General features: G+C 63.2%; 20 protein-coding genes. 15 read left to right on the forward strand and 5 right to left on the reverse strand.

The window, feature by feature from the left end:
* Positions 1-129 precede the first annotated feature (129 nt).
* Complete coding sequence (locus AC6CIG_RS15755; protein ID WP_018096833.1) at positions 130-963, forward strand: MBL fold metallo-hydrolase; 834 nt, start codon at positions 130-132, stop codon at positions 961-963.
* A gap of 115 nt (positions 964-1,078) precedes the next feature.
* The gene (locus tag AC6CIG_RS15760) at positions 1,079-1,825 is read left to right on the forward strand and encodes a YebC/PmpR family DNA-binding transcriptional regulator (RefSeq protein WP_010970171.1); all 747 of its coding nucleotides are present in this window, start codon (positions 1,079-1,081) and stop codon (positions 1,823-1,825) included.
* Between the two features lie 67 nt (positions 1,826-1,892).
* Here the strand turns inward: AC6CIG_RS15760 and AC6CIG_RS15765 are convergent, their stop codons facing one another.
* Positions 1,893-2,891 carry an LLM class flavin-dependent oxidoreductase gene (locus AC6CIG_RS15765; protein WP_127708992.1) on the reverse strand — a complete coding sequence of 333 codons (999 nt, stop codon included), beginning with the start codon at positions 2,889-2,891 and terminating at the stop codon, positions 1,893-1,895.
* A gap of 168 nt (positions 2,892-3,059) precedes the next feature.
* On the opposite strand from AC6CIG_RS15765, the gene ruvC reads away from it, so the two are divergent.
* From ruvC to AC6CIG_RS15785, 4 genes are all read left to right on the forward strand, one after another.
* On the forward strand, positions 3,060-3,572 hold the full coding sequence (gene ruvC / locus AC6CIG_RS15770) for a crossover junction endodeoxyribonuclease RuvC (protein WP_018096835.1): 513 nt from the start codon (positions 3,060-3,062) through the stop codon (positions 3,570-3,572).
* Positions 3,573-3,628: 56 nt separating this feature from the next.
* Positions 3,629-4,246, forward strand: coding sequence for a Holliday junction branch migration protein RuvA (ruvA, locus tag AC6CIG_RS15775; protein ID WP_003535964.1), 618 nt, complete (start codon positions 3,629-3,631; stop codon positions 4,244-4,246).
* Between the two features lie 171 nt (positions 4,247-4,417).
* A complete protein-coding gene (ruvB, locus tag AC6CIG_RS15780) occupies positions 4,418-5,458 on the forward strand; it encodes a Holliday junction branch migration DNA helicase RuvB (protein WP_018096836.1) in 1,041 nt (346 codons plus the stop codon).
* A 1-nt stretch (position 5,459) separates the two neighbouring features.
* Positions 5,460-6,362, forward strand: a complete 903-nt coding sequence (locus AC6CIG_RS15785) for a metallophosphoesterase (RefSeq protein WP_127708990.1) — start codon at positions 5,460-5,462, stop codon at positions 6,360-6,362.
* Positions 6,363-6,392: 30 nt separating this feature from the next.
* Here AC6CIG_RS15785 and AC6CIG_RS15790 read toward each other — a convergent pair whose 3' ends face one another.
* From AC6CIG_RS15790 to AC6CIG_RS15800, 3 genes are read right to left on the reverse strand one after another with little or no spacing between them, the layout of a single operon-like run.
* Positions 6,393-7,286 (reverse strand): NAD-dependent epimerase/dehydratase family protein, encoded by an 894-nt coding sequence (locus AC6CIG_RS15790; protein ID WP_498322981.1) that lies wholly within the window; start codon positions 7,284-7,286, stop codon positions 6,393-6,395.
* Entirely contained in the window at positions 7,283-8,161 is an 879-nt protein-coding gene (locus tag AC6CIG_RS15795) for a glycosyltransferase (RefSeq protein ID WP_127708986.1), read from the reverse strand. The genes AC6CIG_RS15790 and AC6CIG_RS15795 overlap by 4 nt, the downstream gene beginning before the upstream one ends.
* The gene (locus AC6CIG_RS15800; RefSeq protein WP_018096840.1) at positions 8,158-9,378 is read right to left on the reverse strand and encodes an NAD-dependent epimerase/dehydratase family protein; all 1,221 of its coding nucleotides are present in this window, start codon (positions 9,376-9,378) and stop codon (positions 8,158-8,160) included. Before AC6CIG_RS15800 ends, AC6CIG_RS15795 begins: the two co-directional genes overlap by 4 nt.
* A 127-nt stretch (positions 9,379-9,505) precedes the next feature.
* Here AC6CIG_RS15800 and ybgC point away from each other — a divergent pair, with 127 nt between their 5' ends.
* Positions 9,506-9,961, forward strand: coding sequence for a tol-pal system-associated acyl-CoA thioesterase (gene ybgC, locus AC6CIG_RS15805; RefSeq protein WP_100672982.1), 456 nt, complete (start codon positions 9,506-9,508; stop codon positions 9,959-9,961).
* 9 nt (positions 9,962-9,970) lie between these two features.
* Here ybgC and ligD read toward each other — a convergent pair whose 3' ends face one another.
* A complete protein-coding gene (gene ligD, locus AC6CIG_RS15810; RefSeq protein WP_018096842.1) occupies positions 9,971-12,568 on the reverse strand; it encodes a DNA ligase D in 2,598 nt (865 codons plus the stop codon).
* A 349-nt stretch (positions 12,569-12,917) separates the two neighbouring features.
* Here ligD and tolQ point away from each other — a divergent pair, with 349 nt between their 5' ends.
* From tolQ to ftsH, 8 genes are all read left to right on the forward strand, one after another.
* Positions 12,918-13,637 carry a protein TolQ gene (gene tolQ / locus AC6CIG_RS15815; protein WP_003527594.1) on the forward strand — a complete coding sequence of 240 codons (720 nt, stop codon included), beginning with the start codon at positions 12,918-12,920 and terminating at the stop codon, positions 13,635-13,637.
* Between the two features lie 27 nt (positions 13,638-13,664).
* Positions 13,665-14,117: a protein TolR gene (gene tolR, locus AC6CIG_RS15820; RefSeq protein WP_127708984.1), complete on the forward strand. Its 453-nt coding sequence runs from the start codon at positions 13,665-13,667 to the stop codon at positions 14,115-14,117.
* Between the two features lie 8 nt (positions 14,118-14,125).
* On the forward strand, positions 14,126-15,193 hold the full coding sequence (gene tolA, locus AC6CIG_RS15825; protein WP_437412146.1) for a cell envelope integrity protein TolA: 1,068 nt from the start codon (positions 14,126-14,128) through the stop codon (positions 15,191-15,193).
* A gap of 71 nt (positions 15,194-15,264) precedes the next feature.
* Positions 15,265-16,575 carry a Tol-Pal system beta propeller repeat protein TolB gene (gene tolB / locus AC6CIG_RS15830; protein WP_018096845.1) on the forward strand — a complete coding sequence of 437 codons (1,311 nt, stop codon included), beginning with the start codon at positions 15,265-15,267 and terminating at the stop codon, positions 16,573-16,575.
* Positions 16,576-16,838: 263 nt separating this feature from the next.
* A complete protein-coding gene (gene pal / locus AC6CIG_RS15835; protein WP_018096846.1) occupies positions 16,839-17,369 on the forward strand; it encodes a peptidoglycan-associated lipoprotein Pal in 531 nt (176 codons plus the stop codon).
* Between the two features lie 192 nt (positions 17,370-17,561).
* On the forward strand, positions 17,562-18,599 hold the full coding sequence (ybgF, locus tag AC6CIG_RS15840) for a tol-pal system protein YbgF (RefSeq protein WP_127708982.1): 1,038 nt from the start codon (positions 17,562-17,564) through the stop codon (positions 18,597-18,599).
* Between the two features lie 11 nt (positions 18,600-18,610).
* The gene (tilS, locus tag AC6CIG_RS15845) at positions 18,611-19,975 is read left to right on the forward strand and encodes a tRNA lysidine(34) synthetase TilS (RefSeq protein WP_498322985.1); all 1,365 of its coding nucleotides are present in this window, start codon (positions 18,611-18,613) and stop codon (positions 19,973-19,975) included.
* Positions 19,976-20,074: 99 nt separating this feature from the next.
* A complete protein-coding gene (gene ftsH / locus AC6CIG_RS15850) occupies positions 20,075-22,012 on the forward strand; it encodes an ATP-dependent zinc metalloprotease FtsH (RefSeq protein WP_018096849.1) in 1,938 nt (645 codons plus the stop codon).
* Positions 22,013-22,180: the final 168 nt, after the last annotated feature.

Below are 22,180 nucleotides of genomic sequence, written 5' to 3' on the forward strand. Positions count from 1 at the left end.
CGGTCGTTAGACGCTGGACGCGATCGCGGCCTTGAATGATCCTGCGTGCCGCCCGGCATGAGCAGCAATGCGCTATGCGGGCGGAGTACCAGAGCAAGTTTTTCTTCCCGCACATGCGAGAGGTGAAGGATGCTGCTGCGATACCTTGCCTACACCGTGACCGTCATCTGGATTATCCATGCGCTCTGGCCGACACCGGCGCACGCGCAGCAGGCGGAAGCCCATGTGAGCCAATGCCAGGCGATCGCGGCAGCCACGCCGGCGGCGACGTTCGCCAGCTTCTCGGTCCCCGCCGCCACTCCCGTGGCCTCTGCCGACACAAGCGAGGTGACGATCACCTTTCTCGGTCATTCGACCTTCCTGATCGAAACGCCGGGCGGAGTTTCGATCGCCACCGACTACAACGGCTGGTTCCGCACGCCGTCGCCGCCAACGGTGGTGACGATGAACAGGGCCCATTCCAGTCATTACACCCTGGCGCCAGATCCGGCGATCCGGCATGTCCTGCACGGCTGGGGCGACAACGGCGAGCCGGCGGATCATGATCTCGTCGTCGGCGACGCCTATATCCGCAATGTGACGACGGATATCCGTTCAGGCTTCGAGGGCATGGAACGGGACGGCAATTCGATCTTCATTTTCGAGATTGCCGGGCTCTGCATCGGCCATCTCGGCCATCTGCACCACGAGCTCGACGAAAGCCATTACCGGCAAATCGGCCGCCTCGACGTGCTCATGGTGCCGGTGGACGGCGGTCTGACGATGGGAGCGGAGAGCATGAGCCGCGTCGTCTCGCGGCTGCGCTCGGCGCTGATCCTGCCGATGCACAGGCCCATGACCAACAACTTTCTGGCGATGTTCGGAGACGACTTCGACAAGCGCTTCGCCACGGAACCTTCCGTGAAGGTGTCGCTGCGCTCCCTGCCGAGGAGACCGCTCATCTATGTCCTGCAGGGTGTTTGAGGACGGCGGCAACGCATTTCCGTCTCCTGAAAACACGACGCGCCTGCTGGACTGGACGCGGCAATGAAACTATAAGGCGCCCGATCTCACCAAAATCACGCATGCAGAGGGCGTCATGGCTGGCCATTCACAGTTCAAGAACATCATGCACCGCAAGGGCCGTCAGGATGCGGTGCGCTCCAAAATGTTTTCCAAGCTCGCGCGCGAAATCACCGTCGCAGCAAAAACCGGCCTTCCCGACCCGACGATGAACCCGCGCCTGCGTCTGGCGATCCAGAACGCCAAGGCGCAGTCGATGCCGAAGGACAATATCGAGCGCGCGGTCAAGAAGGCTGCGGGCGGCGATGCCGAGAATTACGAAGAAGTTCGCTACGAGGGCTACGGCCCGGGCGGCGTCGCAGTCATCGTCGAGGCGTTGACGGACAACCGCAACCGCACCGCCTCCAACGTACGCTCCACCTTCACCAAGGCGGGCGGGGCGCTCGGCGAAACCGGTTCGGTTTCCTTCTCCTTCGATCGGGTCGGTGAAATCACCTACAAGCTTTCCGCCGGCGACGCCGACAAGGTGATGGAAGCGGCAATCGAAGCGGGTGCCGACGACGTCGAGACCGACGAGGAAGGCCACACCATCACCTGCGGCTTCGAGGATATCGGCGAAGTATCGAAGGCGCTCGAAGGCGCGCTCGGCGAGGCGGAGACCGTAAAGGCCGTCTGGAAGCCGCAGAATACCGTGCCGGTGGATGAGGAAAAGGCACAGTCGCTGATGAAGCTCATCGACAATCTCGAAGATGACGACGACGTCCAGAACGTCTATTCGAACTTCGAGGTCTCCGACGAGGTTCTGGCGAAGCTTTCCGCCTGAGCGTTCGGAACATCCCAATGCAATTGACCCGCATCGCTCCGAGCGATGCGGGTCTTTGCTGTTCGCGTCAGGCGGCGGCGAGATCGCGTTGCGCTTGGGCAAACAGCTTCACCGACCGCAACCGCGCTTCCATGTCGAAGATCGGCATTGATACGATCAGCTCGTCCGCTCTGGTGAGATCCACGAATGCCTCGATCTTGCGGCGGATCGTCTCGGGGCCGCCGACCACCGCGTAGCTCATTGCATGGTCGACGAAAATCTTCTCGTCCTGGCTCCAGAGGCCGTCCATCGATTTGACCGGCGGCGGAAAGCGCCCGCGGGCATTGCGGCGAAGCGCGACGAAGGATTGCTGCATGGAGGTGAAGAGGTGGTTCGCCTCATCGTCGGTGTCCGCGGCGACACCCATGACGCCCACCATGACATGCGGCTTGTCGAGCTGGGCCGACGGGGTGAAGCGCTCGCGATATATTTCGAGCGCGGAAAGCAGCATGTCCGGCGCGAAATGCGAGGCGAAGGCGAAGGGAAGGCCGAGCATGCCGGCGAGATGGGCGCTGAAATGGCTCGAACCGAGCAGCCAGATCGGCACGTTCGAATCCGCGCCCGGAACGGCGATGATCTTCTGGTCTTCGGTCGCCGGGCCGAGCAACGCCTGCAGTTCGACGACATCGTTCGGGAAGTTGTTGGCGCTCGCCTCCATGTTGCGGCGGAGCGCCTGCGCCGTTCTCATGTCCGTGCCGGGCGCGCGGCCGAGGCCGAGATCGATGCGGCCGGGGTAAAGCGCCGCAAGCGTGCCGAATTGCTCGGCAATGACGAGCGGTGAATGATTGGGCAGCATGATGCCGCCCGAGCCGACGCGGATCGTTCGCGTGGCCGAAGCCACATGCGAAATCACGAGAGACGTCGCGGCGCTGGCAATGCCTTTCATGCCATGGTGTTCGGCCAGCCAGAAACGCTCATAGCCGTTCTCCTCCGCGGCGATTGCCAGCCGCCGCGAATTTTCGAGCGACTCTGCGATGCTGCCCCCTTCGGTGATCGGCGACAGGTCGAGAATGGAGAAGGGGATCATGGCGGGGCTTTCAATTAAGAGAAATTGATCTTCCGCAATGTAGGTTCAAGTTTCCTTACGCCAAGGGTGCGCCGGCGCTTTTAGGCAAGGCGCGACCATTTCTGTGCAATGTTTTTGTTTTGTTCACTTTTTGCTGGCAGCGTCCCGCCGACCGAAATAGGGTGAAGCATGCAGACTACGATTCGCATTATCGGCATCGATCCGGGCTTGAGGCGCACCGGCTGGGGGGTCATCGAAACGCTCGGCAATTCGCTGCGATTCGTCGCTTCCGGCACCGTCACCTCCGATGGCGAGATGGATCTTGCCTCCCGTCTCTGCCAGTTGCATGACGGACTTGCCGAGGTGGTGCACGGCTATCAGCCGCACGAGGCCGCTGTCGAACAGACCTTCGTCAACAAGGATGCGACGGCGACGCTGAAGCTCGGCCAGGCGCGCGGCATCGCCATGCTGGTGCCGGCCCGGGCGGGCTTGAGGGTCGCGGAATATGCGCCAAACGCCGTCAAGAAGGCCGTGATCGGCGTCGGCCACGGCGAAAAGCAGCAAATACACATGATGCTGAAGGTGCTGATGCCCAAGGCCGAGTTCAAAGGCAACGATGCCGCCGACGCGCTCGCCATCGCCATCTGCCATGCCCATAACAGGCAGGCGGTGACGAGCCGCCTTGCGGCGCTTGCGGGGTAGGCCGGGCAACGGCATTTCTTCAAAGACGACGGACCAACACCATCCAGAGAGACCAGATGATCGGCAAGCTCAAGGGCACGATAGACGAGATCGGCGAGGATCACGTGGTTCTCGACGTGCATGGGGTCGGGTATGTCGCCCATTGTTCGGCGCGCACGCTCGGAAAGCTCGGAAGCGCCGGAGAGGCGGCCGTTCTCTTCATCGAGACCTATGTGCGCGAGGATCAGCTGAAGCTGTTCGGGTTCCTGAGCGCGTTGGAACGCGAATGGTTCCGACTGCTTCAGAGCGTTCAGGGTGTGGGATCCAAGGTGGCGCTGGCGGTGCTCTCTACGCTGACCCCCGGGGAACTCGCCAACGCGATCGCCTTGCAGGACAAGACGTCGATCTCGCGCGCGCCGGGCGTGGGTCCGAAAGTTGCCGTGCGTATCGTCACCGAACTGAAGAACAAGGCTCCGGCCTTCGCCGGCGAGATGGCACCGTCGATCGGCCTGAAGCAGGAGCTCGGCGAAGGCGTTGCCGCGGCGCCGGTTGCGGACGCGGTCTCGGCGCTCACCAATCTCGGCTATTCGCGAGACCAGGCGGCCAATGCCGTTGCGGCTGCGCTGAAAAACGGCGGGGAGGGCGGCGACAGCGCCAAGCTGATCCGCCTCGGCTTGAAGGAGCTGTCGCGGTGAGGAAGCCACGAGCCTTCCTGCGGCCACAAAAGCATTGGAATAGAGGGACGCTGGCCGTTCTCGCTGGATTGATCCGGGCGCCGCTATTATGGTTGAGCGCGGCAGCGACGGTGACCGGCCTCGACGCCGGTGCCCCTATGGCCGCGGACAGCCCGAAACGGAAGCAGTGACATGAGCGAAGCCGCACGTCTGATCGCGCCGGAAAAGGGAGGCGAAGACCTCGATGCGACCATGCGCCCGCAGACGCTCGACGACTTCACCGGCCAGGCTGAAGCGCGCGCCAATCTGAAGATCTTCATCGAGGCGGCGCGCAATCGCGGCGAAGCGCTCGACCACGTGCTCTTCGTCGGTCCGCCCGGGCTCGGCAAGACGACGCTGGCGCAGATCATGGCGAAGGAGCTCGGCGTCAATTTTCGCTCGACTTCCGGGCCGGTGATCGCCAAGGCCGGTGACCTTGCGGCGCTGCTCACCAACCTCGAAGAGCGCGACGTGCTCTTCATCGATGAAATCCACCGCCTCAATCCGGCCGTCGAGGAAATTCTCTATCCGGCCATGGAGGATTTCCAGCTCGACCTCATCATCGGCGAGGGGCCGGCGGCCCGTTCGGTGAAGATCGATCTCGCGAAGTTCACCCTGGTGGCGGCGACGACGCGCCTCGGACTGCTGACGACGCCGCTGCGCGATCGCTTCGGCATCCCCGTGCGGCTCAATTTCTATACGGTCGAGGAGTTGGAGCTGATCGTCCGGCGTGGCGCGCGGCTGATGGGTCTCGGCATGACCGACGAAGGCGCGCGCGAGATTGCCCGCCGGGCGCGCGGCACGCCTCGCATCGCCGGCCGTCTCCTGCGCCGGGTGCGCGACTTCGCCGAGGTCGCACGGGCGGAGGCCGTGACGCGGAAGATTGCCGACGAGGCGCTGACCCGGCTGCTCGTCGACAGCATGGGTCTCGACCAGCTCGACCGGCGGTATCTGACGATGATCGCCCAGAATTTCGGCGGCGGGCCGGTGGGGATCGAGACCATCGCCGCCGGGCTTTCCGAGCCGCGCGACGCGATCGAAGACATCATCGAGCCCTATCTGATCCAGCAGGGCTTTATCCAGCGCACGCCGCGTGGTCGCGTGCTCACGGCGAATGCCTGGAAGCATCTCGGCCTCAATCCGCCACGGGATGTCGAGGCAAGCCAATTCCGGCTGACGCTCGAGGACGACTGAAATGATCACCCGGCGGGGCTTCATGAGGGTCCTCGGAGGTGGATTGGCGAGCGCCGTGGCCCTCGGCAGCTACGCCTTCGCCATCGAACCGCTTGCGCGTCTGAGGGTGGCCCGCTACGCCCTGACGCCACCCGGCTGGACGCCCGGCCTGAAGCTCCGCCTGGTCGCGCTCGCGGATATTCACGCCTGCGAACCCTGGATGTCTGCGCGCCGCATCGCATCCATCTGCGAGCGCGCCAACGACCTCGGCGGCGACGTGACAGTCCTTCTCGGCGACTACGCTTCCGGCATGAATCTCGTGACGCGGTATGTCCATGCGAGCGAGTGGTCGAAGGCGCTTGCCACGCTCACGGCGCCCCTCGGCGTCCATGCCATCATGGGAAATCATGATTGGTGGGAAGACGCGACCGCCCAGAAGAACGGCGGCGGCGATACCTTCGGTCATCGGGCATTGGCCGGGGCCGGCATTCAGGTGCACAGCAATCGCGCGGTCCGGCTTGAGAAGAGCGGCTTCCCTTTCTGGCTCGCAGGGCTCGAGGACCAGCTTGCGCTCCTGCCGGGACGGAAGTGGAAACGCGCGTGGATGGGCGGGCTCGACGATCTCGATGGCACGCTCGCACAGGTGACGGACGAGGCGCCAGTGATCCTGCTCGCGCACGAGCCGGACATTTTTCCGAAGGTGCCCTCGCGGGTCGCATTGACGCTATCCGGTCACACCCATGGCGGACAGGTGCGCTTTGCCGGCCACTCGCCCGTCGTGCCGTCGCGTTTCGGTGACCGGTACGCCTATGGTCATATCGTCGAGCATGATCGCAACCTCATCGTCTCGGGCGGCCTCGGCTGCTCCATCGCGCCGATCCGTTTCGGCGTGCCGCCGGAAATTGTGGTCGTCGATCTCGGATAAGTGGGAAATCGCCCCTCATCCGCCTGCCAGTCACCGTCTCTCCGCAAGTTCCCGGATCGTCGCAGCCAGTCTTTCCCTTCCGCCCGGCACCCAGCCGAGAGCGCGCAGCTTCTCCGTCGACATCGTCTTGAATTCGGCGGCTTCCGCTGCCGGCGGCAGCGGGTGCGGACAGCCGGTTGCGGCCTGGAGAAAGGAGAGAATCTCGCGGTTGTCGGTCAGCACGTCGGAGACGTTGAACACCTGACCGGATATTCTCGCCGGTTCGGTCTCGAGCATGAGGCGGACGGCCTGGGCGACATCGTCGCCGTGGACTTCCGTGCCGATGCGCCATGGTACCGGCCGGCCGGCAATGTAATCGGAAAAGAGATCGCTCCACTTGTGTTTTCGTCCCGGGCCCGCGGGACCATAGACACCGGTGACGCGCAGGCTCGTCGTGACGAAACTGTGGTCGGCCATCGACTTCAAGGCGTTCTCGGTGGCGAGCTTTACCTGTCCGTAGAGCGTGTCCGGAGCGGCAGGTGAGGTCTCTGCGACAAGGGGCGGCGCGGTGTCGCCGTAGACCGCGCGGCTCGACAGGAAAACGCAGCGGCGTACGCCGGCGGCGCGCGCTTCCTCGAAAAGGCGAACGGAGCCGTCGAGATTGGCGCGGCGGAACCCCTGGGGGTCATCACCCTCTCCTCCGCGATATCTGCCCTCGACATGCTCAAAGGCGGCATGGACGAAAAAATAGATATCGTCGAACGCGCCGGCCTGGTCCGCATCCGCATCGAGCCGCAGCGGCACATGGGACACCCGTTGCGAATACAAGCCAGCAGGGGGCGGCGAGCGCCCGCCGACCGTGACTTCATAGCCGTTTGCCAGCAGGTGCTCGACGATGAAGCGGCCGACGAATCCGGTGCCGCCGGAGACGAGAACGCGGGTCATGGCGACGTCGGACCCGGCTGCGGCGGATTGGCAAGACCGGCAATATCCGGAATCTCCCTGCCGGTCAGATAGGCGTGCCAGAGACCGATCAGCGGGCGCAGCGCGTCCGCGCGCGGATGATCCTTCTCCCACGGCTTTTCATACTGGTAGTGAAGCACCCCGATCGAGCGCCAGTCCCAAAGCTCAGGGAGGTTGAACCACACATATTGCAGCATGTTCATCGTCACCGGCAGTCCATGCCAATCGGGGAAGAAGCTTTGCAGAAAGGTCTGGTCCGTGCGCGGCCAGAAGGCGTCCGGCGCATCGAGGGCCGCGAGCATCTTCTCGAAGGTCGCGACTGCCGGCTCGGCGACGAAGACGCCGGAGTTCAGGCGGTGGAAGTCCGCGAGACTCTCATAGACGTTCGGCGCTGCGGCAAATTCCGGATAGAGAAACAGCTTGTCGATGTTGCGCAACACGATCGCGTCGGCATCGATGAAGATGCAGCGTTCGTATTCCACGAGTTGCCACAGCCTTATCTTGCAGAAATTGTCGAGCGGCGAATGGAAATCGGGCTTGCGTCCTTTGGTGAAGGGTGCCTGCTCATGCACGTTGCGGCGTTGATGCCGGGCGTTGAATCCGTCCGAGAGCGGCAGCAGGTCGGTTTCGATCAGGCGGCAGTCGAACTCGCGCAGCGGCTCGAGAGCGGCGGCATCCACCCCTCCGGTGTGGAGCACGACGATATCGGCGGGCGTCCGGGTGAGGCGGATCGATCTGAGCAGGGCCCGCGCACCGAGCGCGTAGTCGCTATTGGTGACGAGCGTCACGAAAGCGTGGCGCGCAGTCACCGTAGAGGAGGGGCTGAGCCCCTCCGGACTGGCGAAGACGCGGCTCATGAAACGGATTTCAGCCGCTTGCCCTCCGGATCGTGGTTGATCAAGGGGGCGATGTCCTTCGTCCAGGCGGAAACGGCCGGCACGCGCGAGCGATCGACGCGATAGGCGAATTTCTTCGCCACATCGACGATTTCCGAAAGCAGCCCGTCTTCGAGCCGAACCGGATTGAGGCCGAGCGCGAGGAATTTCTCGTTTTGCACCACGAGCTCGTTCTCGGCCGCTTCCTTGCGCGGATTGGGAAGCCAAGCGATTTTCGCGCCGGTCATGCGTGCGACCATCTCGGCGAGATCGCGGATGCGATGCGTTTCCGTCATCTGGTTGAATATCTCCACACGGCTGCCGCGCGCCGGCGGGTTCTTGAGCGCGAGTTCGATGCAGCGCACCGAGTCCTGAATATGGATGAAGGCACGCGTCTGGCCCCCGGTTCCGTGAACCGTCAGCGGATAGTCGATTGCTGCCTGGATCAGGAAACGGTTGAGGACGGTTCCGTAATCGCCGTCGTAGTCGAAGCGATTGATCAGCTGCGGATGACGCCGCGTCTGTTCCGTATGCGTGCCCCAGACGATGCCCTGATGCAGATCGGTGATCCTGAGGCCGTCATTCTTCGCATAAAACTGGAAAAGCAGCTGATCCAGGCACTTGGTCATGTGATAGACGGAGCCCGGGTTGGAAGGATACAGGATTTCCTGGTTCACCGTCTCTCCGCCCATGGTCTCGATGCCGACGGGCAGGTAGCCTTCAGGGATCGCGGCCCCGATCGTGGAATAGCCGTAAACGCCCATCGTACCGAGATGCACGAGATGCGCATCGAGGTCGAGTTCGACCAGTGCGTTGAGGAGGTTGTGGGTCGCGTTGACGTTGTTGTTGACCGTGTAATTCTTGTGCCTGTCGCTCTTCATCGAATAGGGAGCGGCTCGCTGTTCGGCGAAGTGGACGACCGCATCGGGCCGATGCTCCGCCAGCCAATTCTTCAGGAGTTCGTAGTCGCGGGCGAGATCGATCAGATTGAAGTGGATACGCCGGCCGGTTTCGGCGTGCCAGATGCGCGTGCGCTCCTGGATGGAATCCATCGGCGTGAGAGATTGCACGCCGAGTTCCGTGTCGATCCAGCGGCGGGAGAGATTGTCGAGGATGTGAACGTCGTGGCCCGCATCGGACAAATGCAAGGCGGTGGGCCAGCCGACGAAACCATCACCGCCGAGGACTGCAATCTTCATGCACGATTCTCCTGCTCGGGAAGAGGACAGGGTCCTGATAGGATAGGATTGTGACAAAGCTGCAGTGCTTGCAAATGTCTTTTTGTTCCTGCACAGGAAAACGCAAAAAATCCTCCCGGAGAATGCCATGTCACTGATTTCGCTTGCCGGCGAGCTGACCGAGACCGGCCACCGACTGATCCAGCGGGTCTATTACGAGGACACCGATTTTTCCGGCGTCGTCTACCATGCCCGCTATCTGCATTTCATGGAGCGCGCCCGGACCGACTATCTGCGGCTTCTCGGCGTCGAGCAGGCGTCGCTGGCGATCGAAGGCGACGTGGAAGGCCTCGTCTTCGTCGTCCATCGTATGGAAATCGACTTCAAGGCGCCGGCGCGCATGGACGACGTCCTCACCATCGAGACCGCGACCGAAAAGGCCGGCGGCGCAAAAATGATCCTGCAGCAGCAGATCAGGCGCGGCGACGCGCTGCTGATCGCGGCCAAGGTAATCATTGCGGTCATCAACGGTCAGGGGCGGCCGAGGCGTCTGCCGGAGGCACTGGCAACGAAATTCCTTGCTGCGCAGGCGGCTTCCGGGTGAGCGGCCGGCTCACTCGACCGAGTTCAATATCTTCTTCGTCAGCGACTGACTGATCTTGCCGATCTCCCGCCACGGATCGGTTCCGGATTCTATCCGCTCGACAATGTCCGGAATGTGAAACCCGTTGGCGGCCTCGAGCCCTTGGAGTTCGTCCCAGCCGACCGGAGTGGCCACCGGTCCGCCGGAGCGCGCGCGGGTGGAATAGGGTGCGATCGCCGTGGCGCCGCGATCGTTTCTCAGCCAGTCTATGAAAATCCTTCCCTTGCGCTTCGCCTTCGACATGGTGGCGACGAAATTATCCGGATCGCGCTCGGCAATAGATCGCGCGAGCGCTTTGGCGAAGCCTTTGGCCTCCTCCCATTCGGCATGGGGGCGGAGCGGAACGATGACGTGGACGCCCTTGCCGCCGGTCACCATGGGCACTGTCTTCAGGCCGATCTCGGCGAGCTCGTCGCGAAGCTTGACGGCGGCCGCCTTGACCGTCTCGAAGTCGACGCTCGGATCGGGGTCGAGATCGAAGACCAGACGGTCGGGTTTCTCCAGTCGATCGATGCCTGAACCCCAGATGTGAAACTCGAGCGTTCCCATCTGCACGGCGGCGACGAGGCCCTTGGCATCGTGGATGTACATATAGTTCTCGGTGTCGCCCGATGACTCGGTGATAGGCACTTCCCGGATCGCCTCGGGGAAGCCGTCGCTCGCGTGTTTCTGAAAGAAGCAGTGCCGGTCGCCGCCTTGCGGGCAGCGCACCAGCGAAACGGGGTGATCGGCGGCAAAGGGGAGCATCCTCTCGGCGACGACGGCATAATAGCGGGCGAGATCGATCTTGGTGATGCCCTGGCCTTCGAAGAGCACCCGGTCCGGATGCGAGATGCGGATACCGAGGACATCGCCGTCTCCTTGCACAGCCGGCGTCTTGCGCGGCTTGGCCGAGGTTTTGCTTTTGGCGGTCTCCGGCTCCGCTTCCGACGGCTTCGCTGTCTCCAGTTTCACGGCCCTGGCCTCCTTGTCCTCGCGCAATCCCTCGAATGAACCGTGGCGGACATGTCCGTCAGCCGTGAACTCGGCGAAATCCACCTCCGCCACCAGGTCCGGCTCAAGCCATACCGAATTTCGCATTCTCTCTCGCGGCACGCTGTCGAAGGGCGACGTGTCGCGTCTGCGCTTCGCGAAGGCCGCAGCGAGTTCCTTCATCGTCTTTCCGCTGAATCCGGTGCCGACGCCGCCACGGTAGATCAGCTTCCGGCCTTCGAACGTCCCGACAAGAAGCGAGGCAAAGGCGCGTCCTTTCTTCGAAGATGGGGTATAGCCACCGATGACGAACTCCTGGCGCTTCGTGCATTTCACCTTCAGCCAGCTTCGGCTGCGCCCGCTGCGATAGGGGGCATCCGCCTCCTTGGCGATTATACCCTCCTGGCCGGCCTTGCATATCGCGGAAAGCACGTGCTCGCCATTGCCGCGGACATGCTCGCTGAATTGTATGGTCGAGTTGGTGCCGAGCGATTGGAGCAGAGCTTCGAGCCGTTCCTTGCGTTCCACGAGCGGCTTACGGCTCAAATCCTTGCCGTCGAGCTCAACGAGGTCGAAAGCGTAAAGCCGTGTGCTGGCCCCCGTTCTAAGCGCTTTCTGCAAGGCCGAGAACGTCGATCCGCCTTCCGACAGCGCCACCACTTCGCCATCGATGAGGGCGGACCTGCAGTCGAGTTCGGCAAGGGCGGCGGCAATTGCCGGGAACTTCTCGGTCCAGTCGAGGCCGTTGCGCGTGTAGCAGCGCACGGTGCCGGCGCCGACGGCGCAGACAAGACGGTAGCCGTCGAACTTGGCTTCGTTCAGCCATGCATCGCCGGCAGGCACCTTGGTCACCAGGGTCGCCAGCTGCGGTGCCTTGAAGGCGGGCAGCTTACCGGAGGCTTTTCGCGTCACAGACTTGCCCGCATTGCCGGTGTCGGCGATCGCGCCGGCCTTGAGATTGGCCGCGATGCTCTCGTTGGAATGCCAGACCCGTGCCTGCTTCTCGCCTTTGCCGTTGGCGATCTCCTCCATTGTCCGGCCGGTGACGATGCTGGTGATGTTCTCGTTGATGAGACTCTCGCCGTCTTCGGAGGCGATCTCGTCCGTTTCCTTGACGAGCAGCCAGTTCTCGCGCTTTTCGCCTTCGCGTGGCCGCATGCGCACCAGCGCCCAGCCGCCCTTCATTCGGCTGCCATGCAGCTTGAAGGAGAGCTTGCCCTTCTTCAAGGCCTTCGACGGATCATCCTCCGGCTCCCACCAACCGGTATCCCAGAGCATCACGGTACCGCCGCCGTACTCTCCCTTCGGTATCGTTCCTTCGAAATCGCCATAGGCAAGCGGGTGGTCTTCGGTACGCACGGCCAGACGCTTGTCTTCGGGGTTGAGGCTCGGGCCGCGGGTCACCGCCCAGCTCTTCAGCACACCCTCCCATTCCAGGCGGAAGTCGTAATGCAGGCGGGTCGCAGCGTGCTTCTGGACCAGAAACCGCATCCTGTTGTCCCCGCTGCGCCGCGCGACCGCACCCTTGGGTTCGCTGGTCCGCGTGAAATCGCGGCGCCGGTTGTATTCGGAAAGCGGTTGATTGCGAGCGGCCATGGATCGTCAGCCCGATTTCGGCTGGAAGGCTATATGTTTCGGGGGCCAGGGGCTCATGGCACCGAAACGTGCGACCCGGTGCGAAGTTCCGTGTCGCTCAAGCTCAGTCGAACTGCGCGCGCGGTAATACTCCCTTAACCATAATGGTGTCTTAATCCGTGTATCAGGATTTGTGCAGTGCACGTCATCCTTTGACCAAAATTGACGGCAAGAAGGCAGGCTGACGCGAGTAGATCGCAATGCCGCGATCGGTGGCAATACCGGGGCATTCCTGCTGCAGGACGTTTGGGCGACCCGGTCTCGAGCATGAGTTGCTCTGCCGGGTGTTTGGATTCGGGGACTGAAATCGATGGAACAGGTTGGATTGGCCGCGACGAGCGACGTGACCCTCTGGTCGCTCTTCATGCAAGCGGGCTTGGTCGTGAAGCTGGTCATGCTGGGGCTCATCGCCGCCTCGGTCTGGACCTGGGCGATCGTCGTCGACAAGAGCCTCAATTACGGGCGCGTCCGCCGGCAGCTCGACAATTTCGAGCAGGTATTCTGGTCGGGTCAATCGCTGGAGGAGCTCTATCGGACCCTCTCGGACAGGCAGACGAGCGGAATGGGCGCGATCTTCGTTTCGGCCATGCGCGAATGGAAGAAAAGCTTCGAGCGCGGCGCGCGCGCGCCGATCGGCCTGCAGATGCGTATCGACCGCGCCATGGACGTGACGCTCGCCCGGGAATCCGAAGCGCTCGAGGCAAGGCTCGGCTCGCTGGCGACGATCGGCTCGGCTGCACCCTTCATCGGCCTTTTCGGTACCGTCGTCGGTATCATGACCTCGTTCCAGGCCATCGCCGGTTCCAAGTCCACCAACCTCGCCGTCGTTGCGCCCGGTATCGCCGAAGCGCTGCTGGCGACCGCCATCGGTCTGCTCGCCGCTATTCCTGCCGTTATCGCCTACAACAAGTTCACCGCGGATGCCGGCAAGCTGACGGCACGCATGGAAGCCTTTGCCGACGAGTTCTCCGCCATCCTGTCGCGGCAGATCGACGAGAAGCTGCAGCCTTCTCGTCAGGCCGCGCAATAACGACCTCAAAGCACGGAGACCACGCTGATGGGTATGGCAGTTGGCGGAGCCAAGGGGGCGGGCGGCGGGCGCCGCCGCCGTGGCGGCAGAAGAAGCGCGATCAGCGAGATCAACGTAACGCCGCTCGTCGACGTCATGCTGGTTCTCCTCATCATCTTCATGGTGGCCGCGCCGATGATGACGGTCGGCGTGCCGATCGATCTGCCGGAAACGCAGGCGAAGGCCATGAACGCCGATACCCAGCCGATCACCGTTTCGGTCAACCCGGCGGGCGAGATCTTCCTGCAGGAGACTCCGATCGCGATCGACGAGGTCGTGCCGAAGCTCGAGGCGATTGCCACGACCGGCTACAATGAGCGCATTTATGTGCGCGGCGACACCAGTGCCGATTACGGCACCGTGATGAAGGTGATGGCACGCATCTCCGCGGCAGGCTTCAAGAATCTGGGTCTCGTAACGCTTCAAGAACAAGAGAAGTGATCGTCCGAATGAAGGGCAGTATCGCTACATCTGCTGTCCTCCACGCTCTGGTTCTCACCTGGGCGCTGGTGTCGCTTGGCAGCCCGGCCGATTTCGAGGTCGCGGATGTCGAGGCGCTGCCGGTCGACATCGTGCCGGTCGAGTCGATCACGCAGATCCAACAGGGCGACAAGAAGGCTCCGGCCAAGGAAAGGGCATCGCCCGTTCCGACCAAGAAGCCGACGCCTGTCGAAAACGCCGAGAATGTCGGCGAGAACGACGTCGACCTGAAGACGCCGCCCACGCCTAATGTCAAGCCGGTCGAAAACGAGTCGGCCGCAGCGCCGCAGAAGACCGAAAAGGCACCGCCGACGCCCGATCCGGTGAAGGAAGCGATCGAGAACGTCGAGGAGAAGCCGGCGGCCGAGCCGGCGACGGAAGTGGCCGCGCTCCCCGAGCCCAAGCAGGAAGTAAAGCCGGATACCAAGCCCGAACCCGCGCCGGCGGAAGAACAGCCTGCGGAAAATCCCGAGGCCGAGGCTCTGCCGGACAGGGTGCCGACGCCGCAGTCGAAGCCCAAGGTCGAAAAGCCCGCGCAGACGGCCAAGACGCCCGAACGCAAGAAGGACGAGGCCAAGAAGGAGCAGAAGAAGGCGTCCTCCCAGAAGGAGAGCGACTTCAATGCCGACGAGATCGCGGCGCTGCTCAACAAGCAGGAATCCTCCGGCGGCGGCGCCAAGCGCTCGACCGAGGAGGCGGCCCTCGGCGGCAAGAAGACGACGAGCGGCAATACGCTTTCGCAGAGCGAAATGGACGCGCTTCGCGGCCAGATCCAGAACAACTGGTCGATCATTCCCGGCATGGCCGACGCGGCGGATGTCCGCATCAAGGTAACGATGCGGCTCGACCCGAACGGCGACCTGATCGGCGAACCGGAAGTGGAAGCCAGCGGCGGCTCGGATGCGGCGCGGCGGGCACTCATGGGTGGTGCACGCCGGGCCATTCTGAAGTCTGCTCCCTTCAAGGGGCTGCCGGCCGACAAATACGATTCGTGGAGCGAGGTCGTGGTCAACTTCGACCCGAGCTCGATGCTCTAGACAGGTTGGGCTGGTTGTGGGCGGAACATTGCGCCTCATCCTGCTCGGAACACGAAAGGCTGAAAGGCTTTATGGAAATGCTGAGACGCAATTTTTTCCGCCTCCTGATGGTGCTGGTCGCCGGCTGCGGGCTCATTGCCTCGCCGGCAAATGCGCTCGTCGAGATCAACATCAACAAGGGTAACGTCGAGCCGCTGCCGATCGCGATCACGGACTTCCTGCAGGGCGACCTCGCCCGGAAGATCTCCGACGTCGTTGCCGCAGACCTCAAGCGCTCCGGGCTTTTCGCGCCGATCGACAAGGGCGCCTTCATCGAGAAGATCTCCAATCCCGATGCCGCACCGCGTTTCGAGGACTGGAAAGTGATCAACGCGCAGGCGCTCGTCATCGGCCGCGTCACGCAGGAAGGCGACGGCAGGCTGAAGGCGGAGTTCCGCCTCTGGGATACCTTTGCCGGCCAGCAGATGCTCGGTCAGCAGTTCTACACCCAGCCGGAGAACTGGCGCCGGGTCGCCCACATCATCGCCGACGCGATCTATGAGAGGATCACCGGCGAGAAGGGCTATTTCGACACGCGCATCGTTTACGTCGCCGAAAGCGGGCCGAAGAACGCGCGCAAGCGCCAACTTGCCATCATGGACCAGGACGGGGCCAATTCCCGGGCGCTCACCAATGCCAACGACATCGTGCTGACGCCGCGTTTCTCCCCGAACCGTCAGGAAATCACCTATATGTCGTTCGAGAACCAGCAGCCGCGCGTCTATCTGCTGCAGCTCGAAACGGGGCAGCGCGAGGTCGTCGGCAATTTCCCGGGCATGACCTTCGCCCCGCGTTTCTCGCCGGATGGCCAGCGGGTGATCATGAGCCTGCAGCAGGAAGGCAACGCCAACATCTATACGATGGATCTACGCTCGCGCACGACGACGCGGCTCACCAACACCGCGGCGATCGACACCTCTCCCTCCTACTCGCCCGACGGCAGCCGGATCGTCTTCGAAAGCGACCGCGGCGGCAGGCAGCAGCTCTACGTCATGGGCGCCGACGGCTCCGGCCAGACGCGCATTTCCTTCGGCGACGGCTCCTATTCGACGCCCGTCTGGTCTCCACGCGGCGACCTCATCGCCTTCACCAAGCAGTCAGGGGGCAAGTTCTCGATCGGCGTCATGAAGCCGGACGGCTCGGGCGAACGCATTCTCACCACCGGCTTCCACAATGAAGGCCCGACCTGGGCGCCGAACGGCCGCGTTCTCATGTTCTTCCGCCAGAACGCCGGTGCGGGAGGTCCGCAGCTCTATTCGATCGATCTGACGGGCTACAACGAACAGCTTGTCCAGACGCAGGGCTTCGCCTCGGACCCGGCCTGGTCGCCGCTGATGGAATAGGGCCGCCGGCAGGCCCGATCGAGAGAATTGATGAGATTCAAAGATTTCGGGCCGATACGGCCCGAAATTCTTCGTGATCGCGCGTCCACAGTTATGGCAGGGAATGAGGCGAATGTGCCGCTTTCTCGCCGCAAAGTGCTGGTGTAGCAGGCGCCCTGACGCACATTGTCGATTTGTTAACCATATCCGTTGAAAAGCAATTAACCGCTTCCGGTTACAGTCTGGCAACCGTGAATTTGACACTTCTCAAGGAGACCCGGCCCATGAGCCGAATTGACACCCCGGCAGCAAGCCGCATGCAGACCATCGCCCGCAATCCGGTCATGATCGCGCTCGTCATGACGCTTGCCCTTGCTGGCTGCGCTTCCAAGAAGAACCTCCCGAACGATGCCGCCGGCCTCGGACTCGGCGCAGGCGCGGCGACCCCGGGCTCACAGCAGGACTTCACCGTGAACGTCGGCGACCGCATCTTCTTCGATACCGACTCGACATCGATCCGAGCCGACGCACAGGCGACGCTCGACCGCCAGGCGCAGTGGCTGGCAAAATATCCGAACTACGCAATCACCATCGAAGGCCATGCCGACGAGCGCGGCACCCGCGAATACAACCTCGCGCTCGGCGCCCGCCGCGCTGCCGCGACCCGCGACTATCTCGTCAGCCGCGGCGTCCCTGGAAACCGCATGCGCACGATCTCCTACGGCAAGGAAAAGCCGGTCGCCGTTTGCGACGACATCTCCTGCTGGTCGCAGAACCGCCGCGCCGTTACCGTTCTCGGCGGCGCCGGCAGCTGACTATTCGGCAACGAGGGGGATTCGAAAGGGCGGCCTGCAGGCCGCCCTTTCTTTTTTACCACACTTTGGCCGAACTCCGTTGCTTTTTCACGGGAGTTGGAAAACTGTGCGGCACCCCACCTCGGATTCGACGAATGTACTGCGCAAGGCGATTCAGGGGCGGGATAATCGGTTACGAACAGGACAAATGAAATGAAGAAATTTGTCGTGGCAGGACTGCTTGGCCTCGTGACCCTTGCGGGTCTCGGCTCTACAGCAGATGCCATGCCGCTTTCCGGGCTCTTTGCCCGTACGACGCAGACCGATGCCGGCAGCAAGGGCGACCTTCCGGTAATGAAGGTGCAGTCATCCGATATCGCACGGGTCGGTCAACTCGAGGAACAGATCCGCTCTCTCAACGGGCGTATCGAGGAAATGAGCTTCCAGCTCCTGCAGATGCAGGAGCAGATCCGGAAGTTCCAGGAGGACAACGAGTTCCGCTTCCAGGACCTGGAAAACGGCAGGTCCTCCTCCAAGAAGAGCGGCGCGCTTGAAACGCCGAAATCGAATGATCAGGCGTCCGTCACCCCCGGGGTGACGGATAGCCGGCCTTCGGGCGCACCGGCTGCCGGCGGTGCCGATAGGGCGGGTGTCGATCCCATCGGGCCGGGCGCAGCGCCCGCGCCGACGACGCTGGGGCAGATCATCTTCGACGAGAACGGCAACCCCGTCTCTGCAACGGCGGGCGTAGAGCCCGGGGCCAACGCCACTCTGCCCGGCGTCGATACAGGGCTTGCGACCCAGGGCGGTGGCCTCAACGACAATCCGGGAAGCGTGCCGGACAGCGGACAGGCGACCGCGTCTCTCAGCGATCCGGGCGATCTTTACCAAGCAGGCTACAGCCACGTGCTTTCCGGTGATTACAGCATCGCAGAGCAGGAATTCCGCGATTATCTCGATGCCTTTCCAGGCGGTGACAAGGCGGCGGATGCGAGCTTCTGGATGGGCGAGGCACAGTATTCGCAAGGCAAGTACAGCGACGCGGCCAAGACCTTCCTCAACGCGCATCAGAGCCACGGCAAGTCACCGAAGGCTCCCGAAATGCTCTTGAAGCTGGGCATGTCCCTCGGCGCCCTCGACAACAAGGAGACCGCCTGCGCCACGCTGCGCGAGGTCAACAAGCGCTATCCGAAAGCATCACCCGCCGTGAAGGCGAAGGTGGCGAGCGAGCAGAGCCGTTTCGGCTGCTGAGGCGGGCCAGGATGCCCCATGCCGTCCTCGATACGGCCCGAAATTTTCTCCGATCCTTTATCAGGCCCTGCAGGATTCTGGTTGCCGTCTCCGGTGGCAGCGACTCGATGGGGTTGCTTGTAGCCCTGCATTCGGCGATCGCCGCAGATGAGCGCCGCGGATTTTCCCTTGCCGCCTGCACCGTCGACCATGCGCTGAGGCCGCAGTCGGCTCGCGAAGCAGAAGATGTGGCGGCTTTTTGTGCCGCGCTCGGTATTGCCCACCGGGTGTATCGCTGGGAGGGCGCGAAGCCGTCGACCGGCATTCAGGCGGCGGCTCGAAACAAACGCTACGAATTGCTGGCCGAGGCCGCGGGGGCGCTTGGCGCCGATTGCATCGCGACCGGCCATACGCGCGACGACCAGCAGGAGACCGTCGCCATGCGCGTTGCCCGCGGCAGAAGCGATGGCGCGGGAGACGACGGGCAGGGCGAGGGGCATGGCGGCGCAGGCATGGCCGCGGCCATGTTGTACGGACGGCGGATCTGGGTGTTGCGGCCGTTTCTCGGCTTGGCGCGCGCCGACATCCGCAGCTTTCTCCAGGCATGCGGCGTCTCCTGGATCGACGATCCGAGCAATGCCAACCCCGCCTTCGAGCGGGTCCGGGTGCGTGCCCGGATAGCGACATCCCAGGGGATGCCGGCGCCCTTGTGCAACGGGCGCCAGCGCGCCGCCTCTTCCGCCAGAGCCGCCGCCCTGATCGAGAAGCGCATCCGCGTTCACGAGGCGCTCGTCGCGGAGGTCTCGGCCCGGCATGCCGGGGAGATCGACGATGCGGACTGGCGCCGTGCGCTCCTGACGGTCGCGTCGGTTCTCGGCGGGCGCGACTACATGCCCGCTCGCGCCACGGTGCAGCGGCTTTCGCAGTTCCTGCTATCGGGTGAGCCCGGCCGCATGACGGCGGGACGGGTCGTCTTCGACCGGCGAGCAAGCGGTCTCTATCTCTATCGAGAGGCGCGCAACCTGCCGGGGCTCGCCGTCGGACCGGGCGGGCAGGGTATTTGGGATGGGCGGTTCACGGTAAAGAGCGGCGGGTCAGCGGTTACGGTCGCCGCGGACGCGTCGGGGAGGCTGTGGACTCAGAGGCTTATTGACGCAGGGCTGCCGACGGGGATTGCCAAGCGCGGATCCATGGTGGCACCAGAAATCGCGTCGGCGGACGGCGCGGGGCTCGCCTTCGGCGAGGCTCCGGCGAAAGTCGAGTACCACATCGCGCTTTACGACACCTTTTTGCCGGGTTTCGACAGGATCATGGCGGATGCGGTCGCCGTGTCGTTTGGGCGTGATCGATACCCCGCGCCGCCGGTGCACGATGTTTTGATAGAAATGGAAACGTAACCGGCGGTTTTCCTTGGCAAGGTCACCCCGGACACCTATGTTAGGACCAACAATACAGTCCGGCGAATGCGCGGGCTGCGACAGGTTCCGGGGAGTTCGATGAACCCTAATTTTCGAAATTTTGCCCTTTGGGCAATCATAGCGCTTCTCCTGATAGCGCTATTCAGCATGTTCCAGCAGCCGACCGAACGAGCAGGCTCGCGTGAAATTCCATTCTCGCAGTTCCTCAAGGACGTAGACGCGAGCCGTGTGAAGGACGTGGTGATCACCGGTTCGAAGGTGATCGGCAGCTACACCGAAAGCGGGGCGACTTTCCAGACCTATGCGCCCGCCGTCGACACGGCGCTGACGGAGCGGCTGGAAGCCAAGGACGTCACGGTCACGGTTCGGCCGGAGACGGACGGCTCGTCGGGCTTCCTCAGCTATATCGGAACGCTGTTGCCGATGCTCCTGATCCTCGGCGTCTGGCTGTTCTTCATGCGGCAGATGCAAGGTGGCTCGCGCGGCGCGATGGGTTTCGGAAAGTCCAAGGCAAAGCTTTTGACGGAAGCGCATGGCCGCGTGACCTTCGACGACGTCGCTGGTGTCGACGAGGCCAAGCAGGATCTCGAGGAAATAGTCGAATTCCTGCGCGACCCGCAGAAGTTCCAGCGCCTCGGTGGCCGCATCCCGCGCGGCGTGCTGCTGGTCGGACCGCCCGGCACCGGTAAGACGCTGCTTGCCCGCTCGGTCGCCGGCGAGGCGAACGTCCCCTTCTTCACGATCTCGGGTTCGGACTTCGTCGAAATGTTCGTCGGTGTCGGCGCATCGCGCGTCCGCGACATGTTCGAACAGGCGAAGAAGAACGCACCCTGCATCATCTTCATCGACGAAATCGATGCGGTCGGCCGCCATCGCGGCGCCGGTCTCGGCGGCGGCAACGACGAGCGCGAGCAGACGCTGAACCAGCTGCTGGTGGAGATGGACGGCTTCGAGGCGAACGAGGGCATCATCCTCATCGCCGCCACGAACCGGCCGGACGTGCTCGACCCGGCGCTTCTGCGTCCGGGCCGCTTCGACCGCCAGGTCGTCGTACCGAACCCGGACATCAACGGCCGCGAGCGGATCCTGAAAGTGCATGTCCGCAACGTGCCGCTCGCACCGAACGTGGACCTCAAGGTGCTGGCGCGCGGCACGCCGGGCTTCTCCGGCGCCGATCTCATGAATCTCGTCAACGAGTCGGCGCTGATGGCGGCGCGGCGCAACAAGCGCCTCGTGACCATGCAGGAGTTCGAGGACGCCAAGGACAAGATCATGATGGGCGCCGAGCGCCGCTCTTCGGCCATGACCGAAGCCGAGAAGAAGCTGACCGCCTATCACGAGGCGGGCCATGCGATCCTCGCGCTCAACGTCCCCTCGGCCGATCCGTTGCACAAGGCGACGATCATCCCCCGGGGCCGTGCGCTCGGCATGGTGATGCAGCTTCCCGAGGGCGACCGCTACTCGATGAGCTACAAGTGGATGATCTCGCGGCTTGCGATCATGATGGGCGGGCGCGTTGCCGAGGAACTGACCTTCGGCAAGGAGAACATCACCTCCGGCGCATCTTCCGATATCGAGCAGGCGACGAAGCTTGCCCGGGCGATGGTGACGCAATGGGGCTTCTCCGACCAGCTCGGCCAGGTCGCCTATGGCGAGAATCAGCAGGAGGTTTTCCTCGGCCATTCCGTCGCGCAGCAGAAGAACGTTTCGGAATCGACCGCCCAGAAAATCGACAACGAAATCCGCCGGCTGATCGACGAGGCCTATGAGACGGCGCGCCGCATCCTCATCGAAAAGAACCATGAATTCGTGGCTCTCGCGGAAGGATTGCTCGAATACGAAACGCTGACCGGCGACGAGATCAAGGCTCTGATTCGCGGCGAGAAGCCGGCGCGCGATCTCGGCGACGACACACCACCGCATCGCGGCTCTGCAGTGCCTTCAGCCGGCACGAAGAAGGAAGCCGGCACCAAGGGCGAGGAGCCCGAAGGCGGCTTCGAACCGCAGCCGCAATAGGTTCCCACACATGCGCAAATCCAATGCCGCCGCTCCGGAAGGGGCGGCGGCATTTTTGGATGTTCGCGTTTCAGTGGAACAGTGGTGCGCCCAAGCATTGCTCAGGGAAAGATCCGGTTGTAACGCGCTGTAATGATTTCTGATGTTATGATCGGTGCCGTATATTGC

The sequence above is a fragment of the Sinorhizobium sp. GQ132 genome (assembly GCF_059758575.1).

What these genes read in the sequence shown, in the direction of transcription:
- AC6CIG_RS15755 (WP_018096833.1), top strand. Translation starts at nt 130, where the DNA reads ATGCTGCTGCGATACCTTGCCTACACCGTGACCGTCATCTGGATTATC.
- AC6CIG_RS15760 (WP_010970171.1), top strand. Translation starts at nt 1,079, where the DNA reads ATGGCTGGCCATTCACAGTTCAAGAACATCATGCACCGCAAGGGCCGT.
- AC6CIG_RS15765 (WP_127708992.1), bottom strand. Translation starts at nt 2,891, where the DNA reads ATGATCCCCTTCTCCATTCTCGACCTGTCGCCGATCACCGAAGGGGGC.
- ruvC (WP_018096835.1), top strand. Translation starts at nt 3,060, where the DNA reads ATGCAGACTACGATTCGCATTATCGGCATCGATCCGGGCTTGAGGCGC.
- ruvA (WP_003535964.1), top strand. Translation starts at nt 3,629, where the DNA reads ATGATCGGCAAGCTCAAGGGCACGATAGACGAGATCGGCGAGGATCAC.
- ruvB (WP_018096836.1), top strand. Translation starts at nt 4,418, where the DNA reads ATGAGCGAAGCCGCACGTCTGATCGCGCCGGAAAAGGGAGGCGAAGAC.
- AC6CIG_RS15785 (WP_127708990.1), top strand. Translation starts at nt 5,460, where the DNA reads ATGATCACCCGGCGGGGCTTCATGAGGGTCCTCGGAGGTGGATTGGCG.
- AC6CIG_RS15790 (WP_498322981.1), bottom strand. Translation starts at nt 7,286, where the DNA reads ATGACCCGCGTTCTCGTCTCCGGCGGCACCGGATTCGTCGGCCGCTTC.
- AC6CIG_RS15795 (WP_127708986.1), bottom strand. Translation starts at nt 8,161, where the DNA reads ATGAGCCGCGTCTTCGCCAGTCCGGAGGGGCTCAGCCCCTCCTCTACG.
- AC6CIG_RS15800 (WP_018096840.1), bottom strand. Translation starts at nt 9,378, where the DNA reads ATGAAGATTGCAGTCCTCGGCGGTGATGGTTTCGTCGGCTGGCCCACC.
- ybgC (WP_100672982.1), top strand. Translation starts at nt 9,506, where the DNA reads ATGTCACTGATTTCGCTTGCCGGCGAGCTGACCGAGACCGGCCACCGA.
- ligD (WP_018096842.1), bottom strand. Translation starts at nt 12,568, where the DNA reads ATGGCCGCTCGCAATCAACCGCTTTCCGAATACAACCGGCGCCGCGAT.
- tolQ (WP_003527594.1), top strand. Translation starts at nt 12,918, where the DNA reads ATGGAACAGGTTGGATTGGCCGCGACGAGCGACGTGACCCTCTGGTCG.
- tolR (WP_127708984.1), top strand. Translation starts at nt 13,665, where the DNA reads ATGGGTATGGCAGTTGGCGGAGCCAAGGGGGCGGGCGGCGGGCGCCGC.
- tolA (WP_437412146.1), top strand. Translation starts at nt 14,126, where the DNA reads ATGAAGGGCAGTATCGCTACATCTGCTGTCCTCCACGCTCTGGTTCTC.
- tolB (WP_018096845.1), top strand. Translation starts at nt 15,265, where the DNA reads ATGGAAATGCTGAGACGCAATTTTTTCCGCCTCCTGATGGTGCTGGTC.
- pal (WP_018096846.1), top strand. Translation starts at nt 16,839, where the DNA reads ATGAGCCGAATTGACACCCCGGCAGCAAGCCGCATGCAGACCATCGCC.
- ybgF (WP_127708982.1), top strand. Translation starts at nt 17,562, where the DNA reads ATGAAGAAATTTGTCGTGGCAGGACTGCTTGGCCTCGTGACCCTTGCG.
- tilS (WP_498322985.1), top strand. Translation starts at nt 18,611, where the DNA reads ATGCCCCATGCCGTCCTCGATACGGCCCGAAATTTTCTCCGATCCTTT.
- ftsH (WP_018096849.1), top strand. Translation starts at nt 20,075, where the DNA reads ATGAACCCTAATTTTCGAAATTTTGCCCTTTGGGCAATCATAGCGCTT.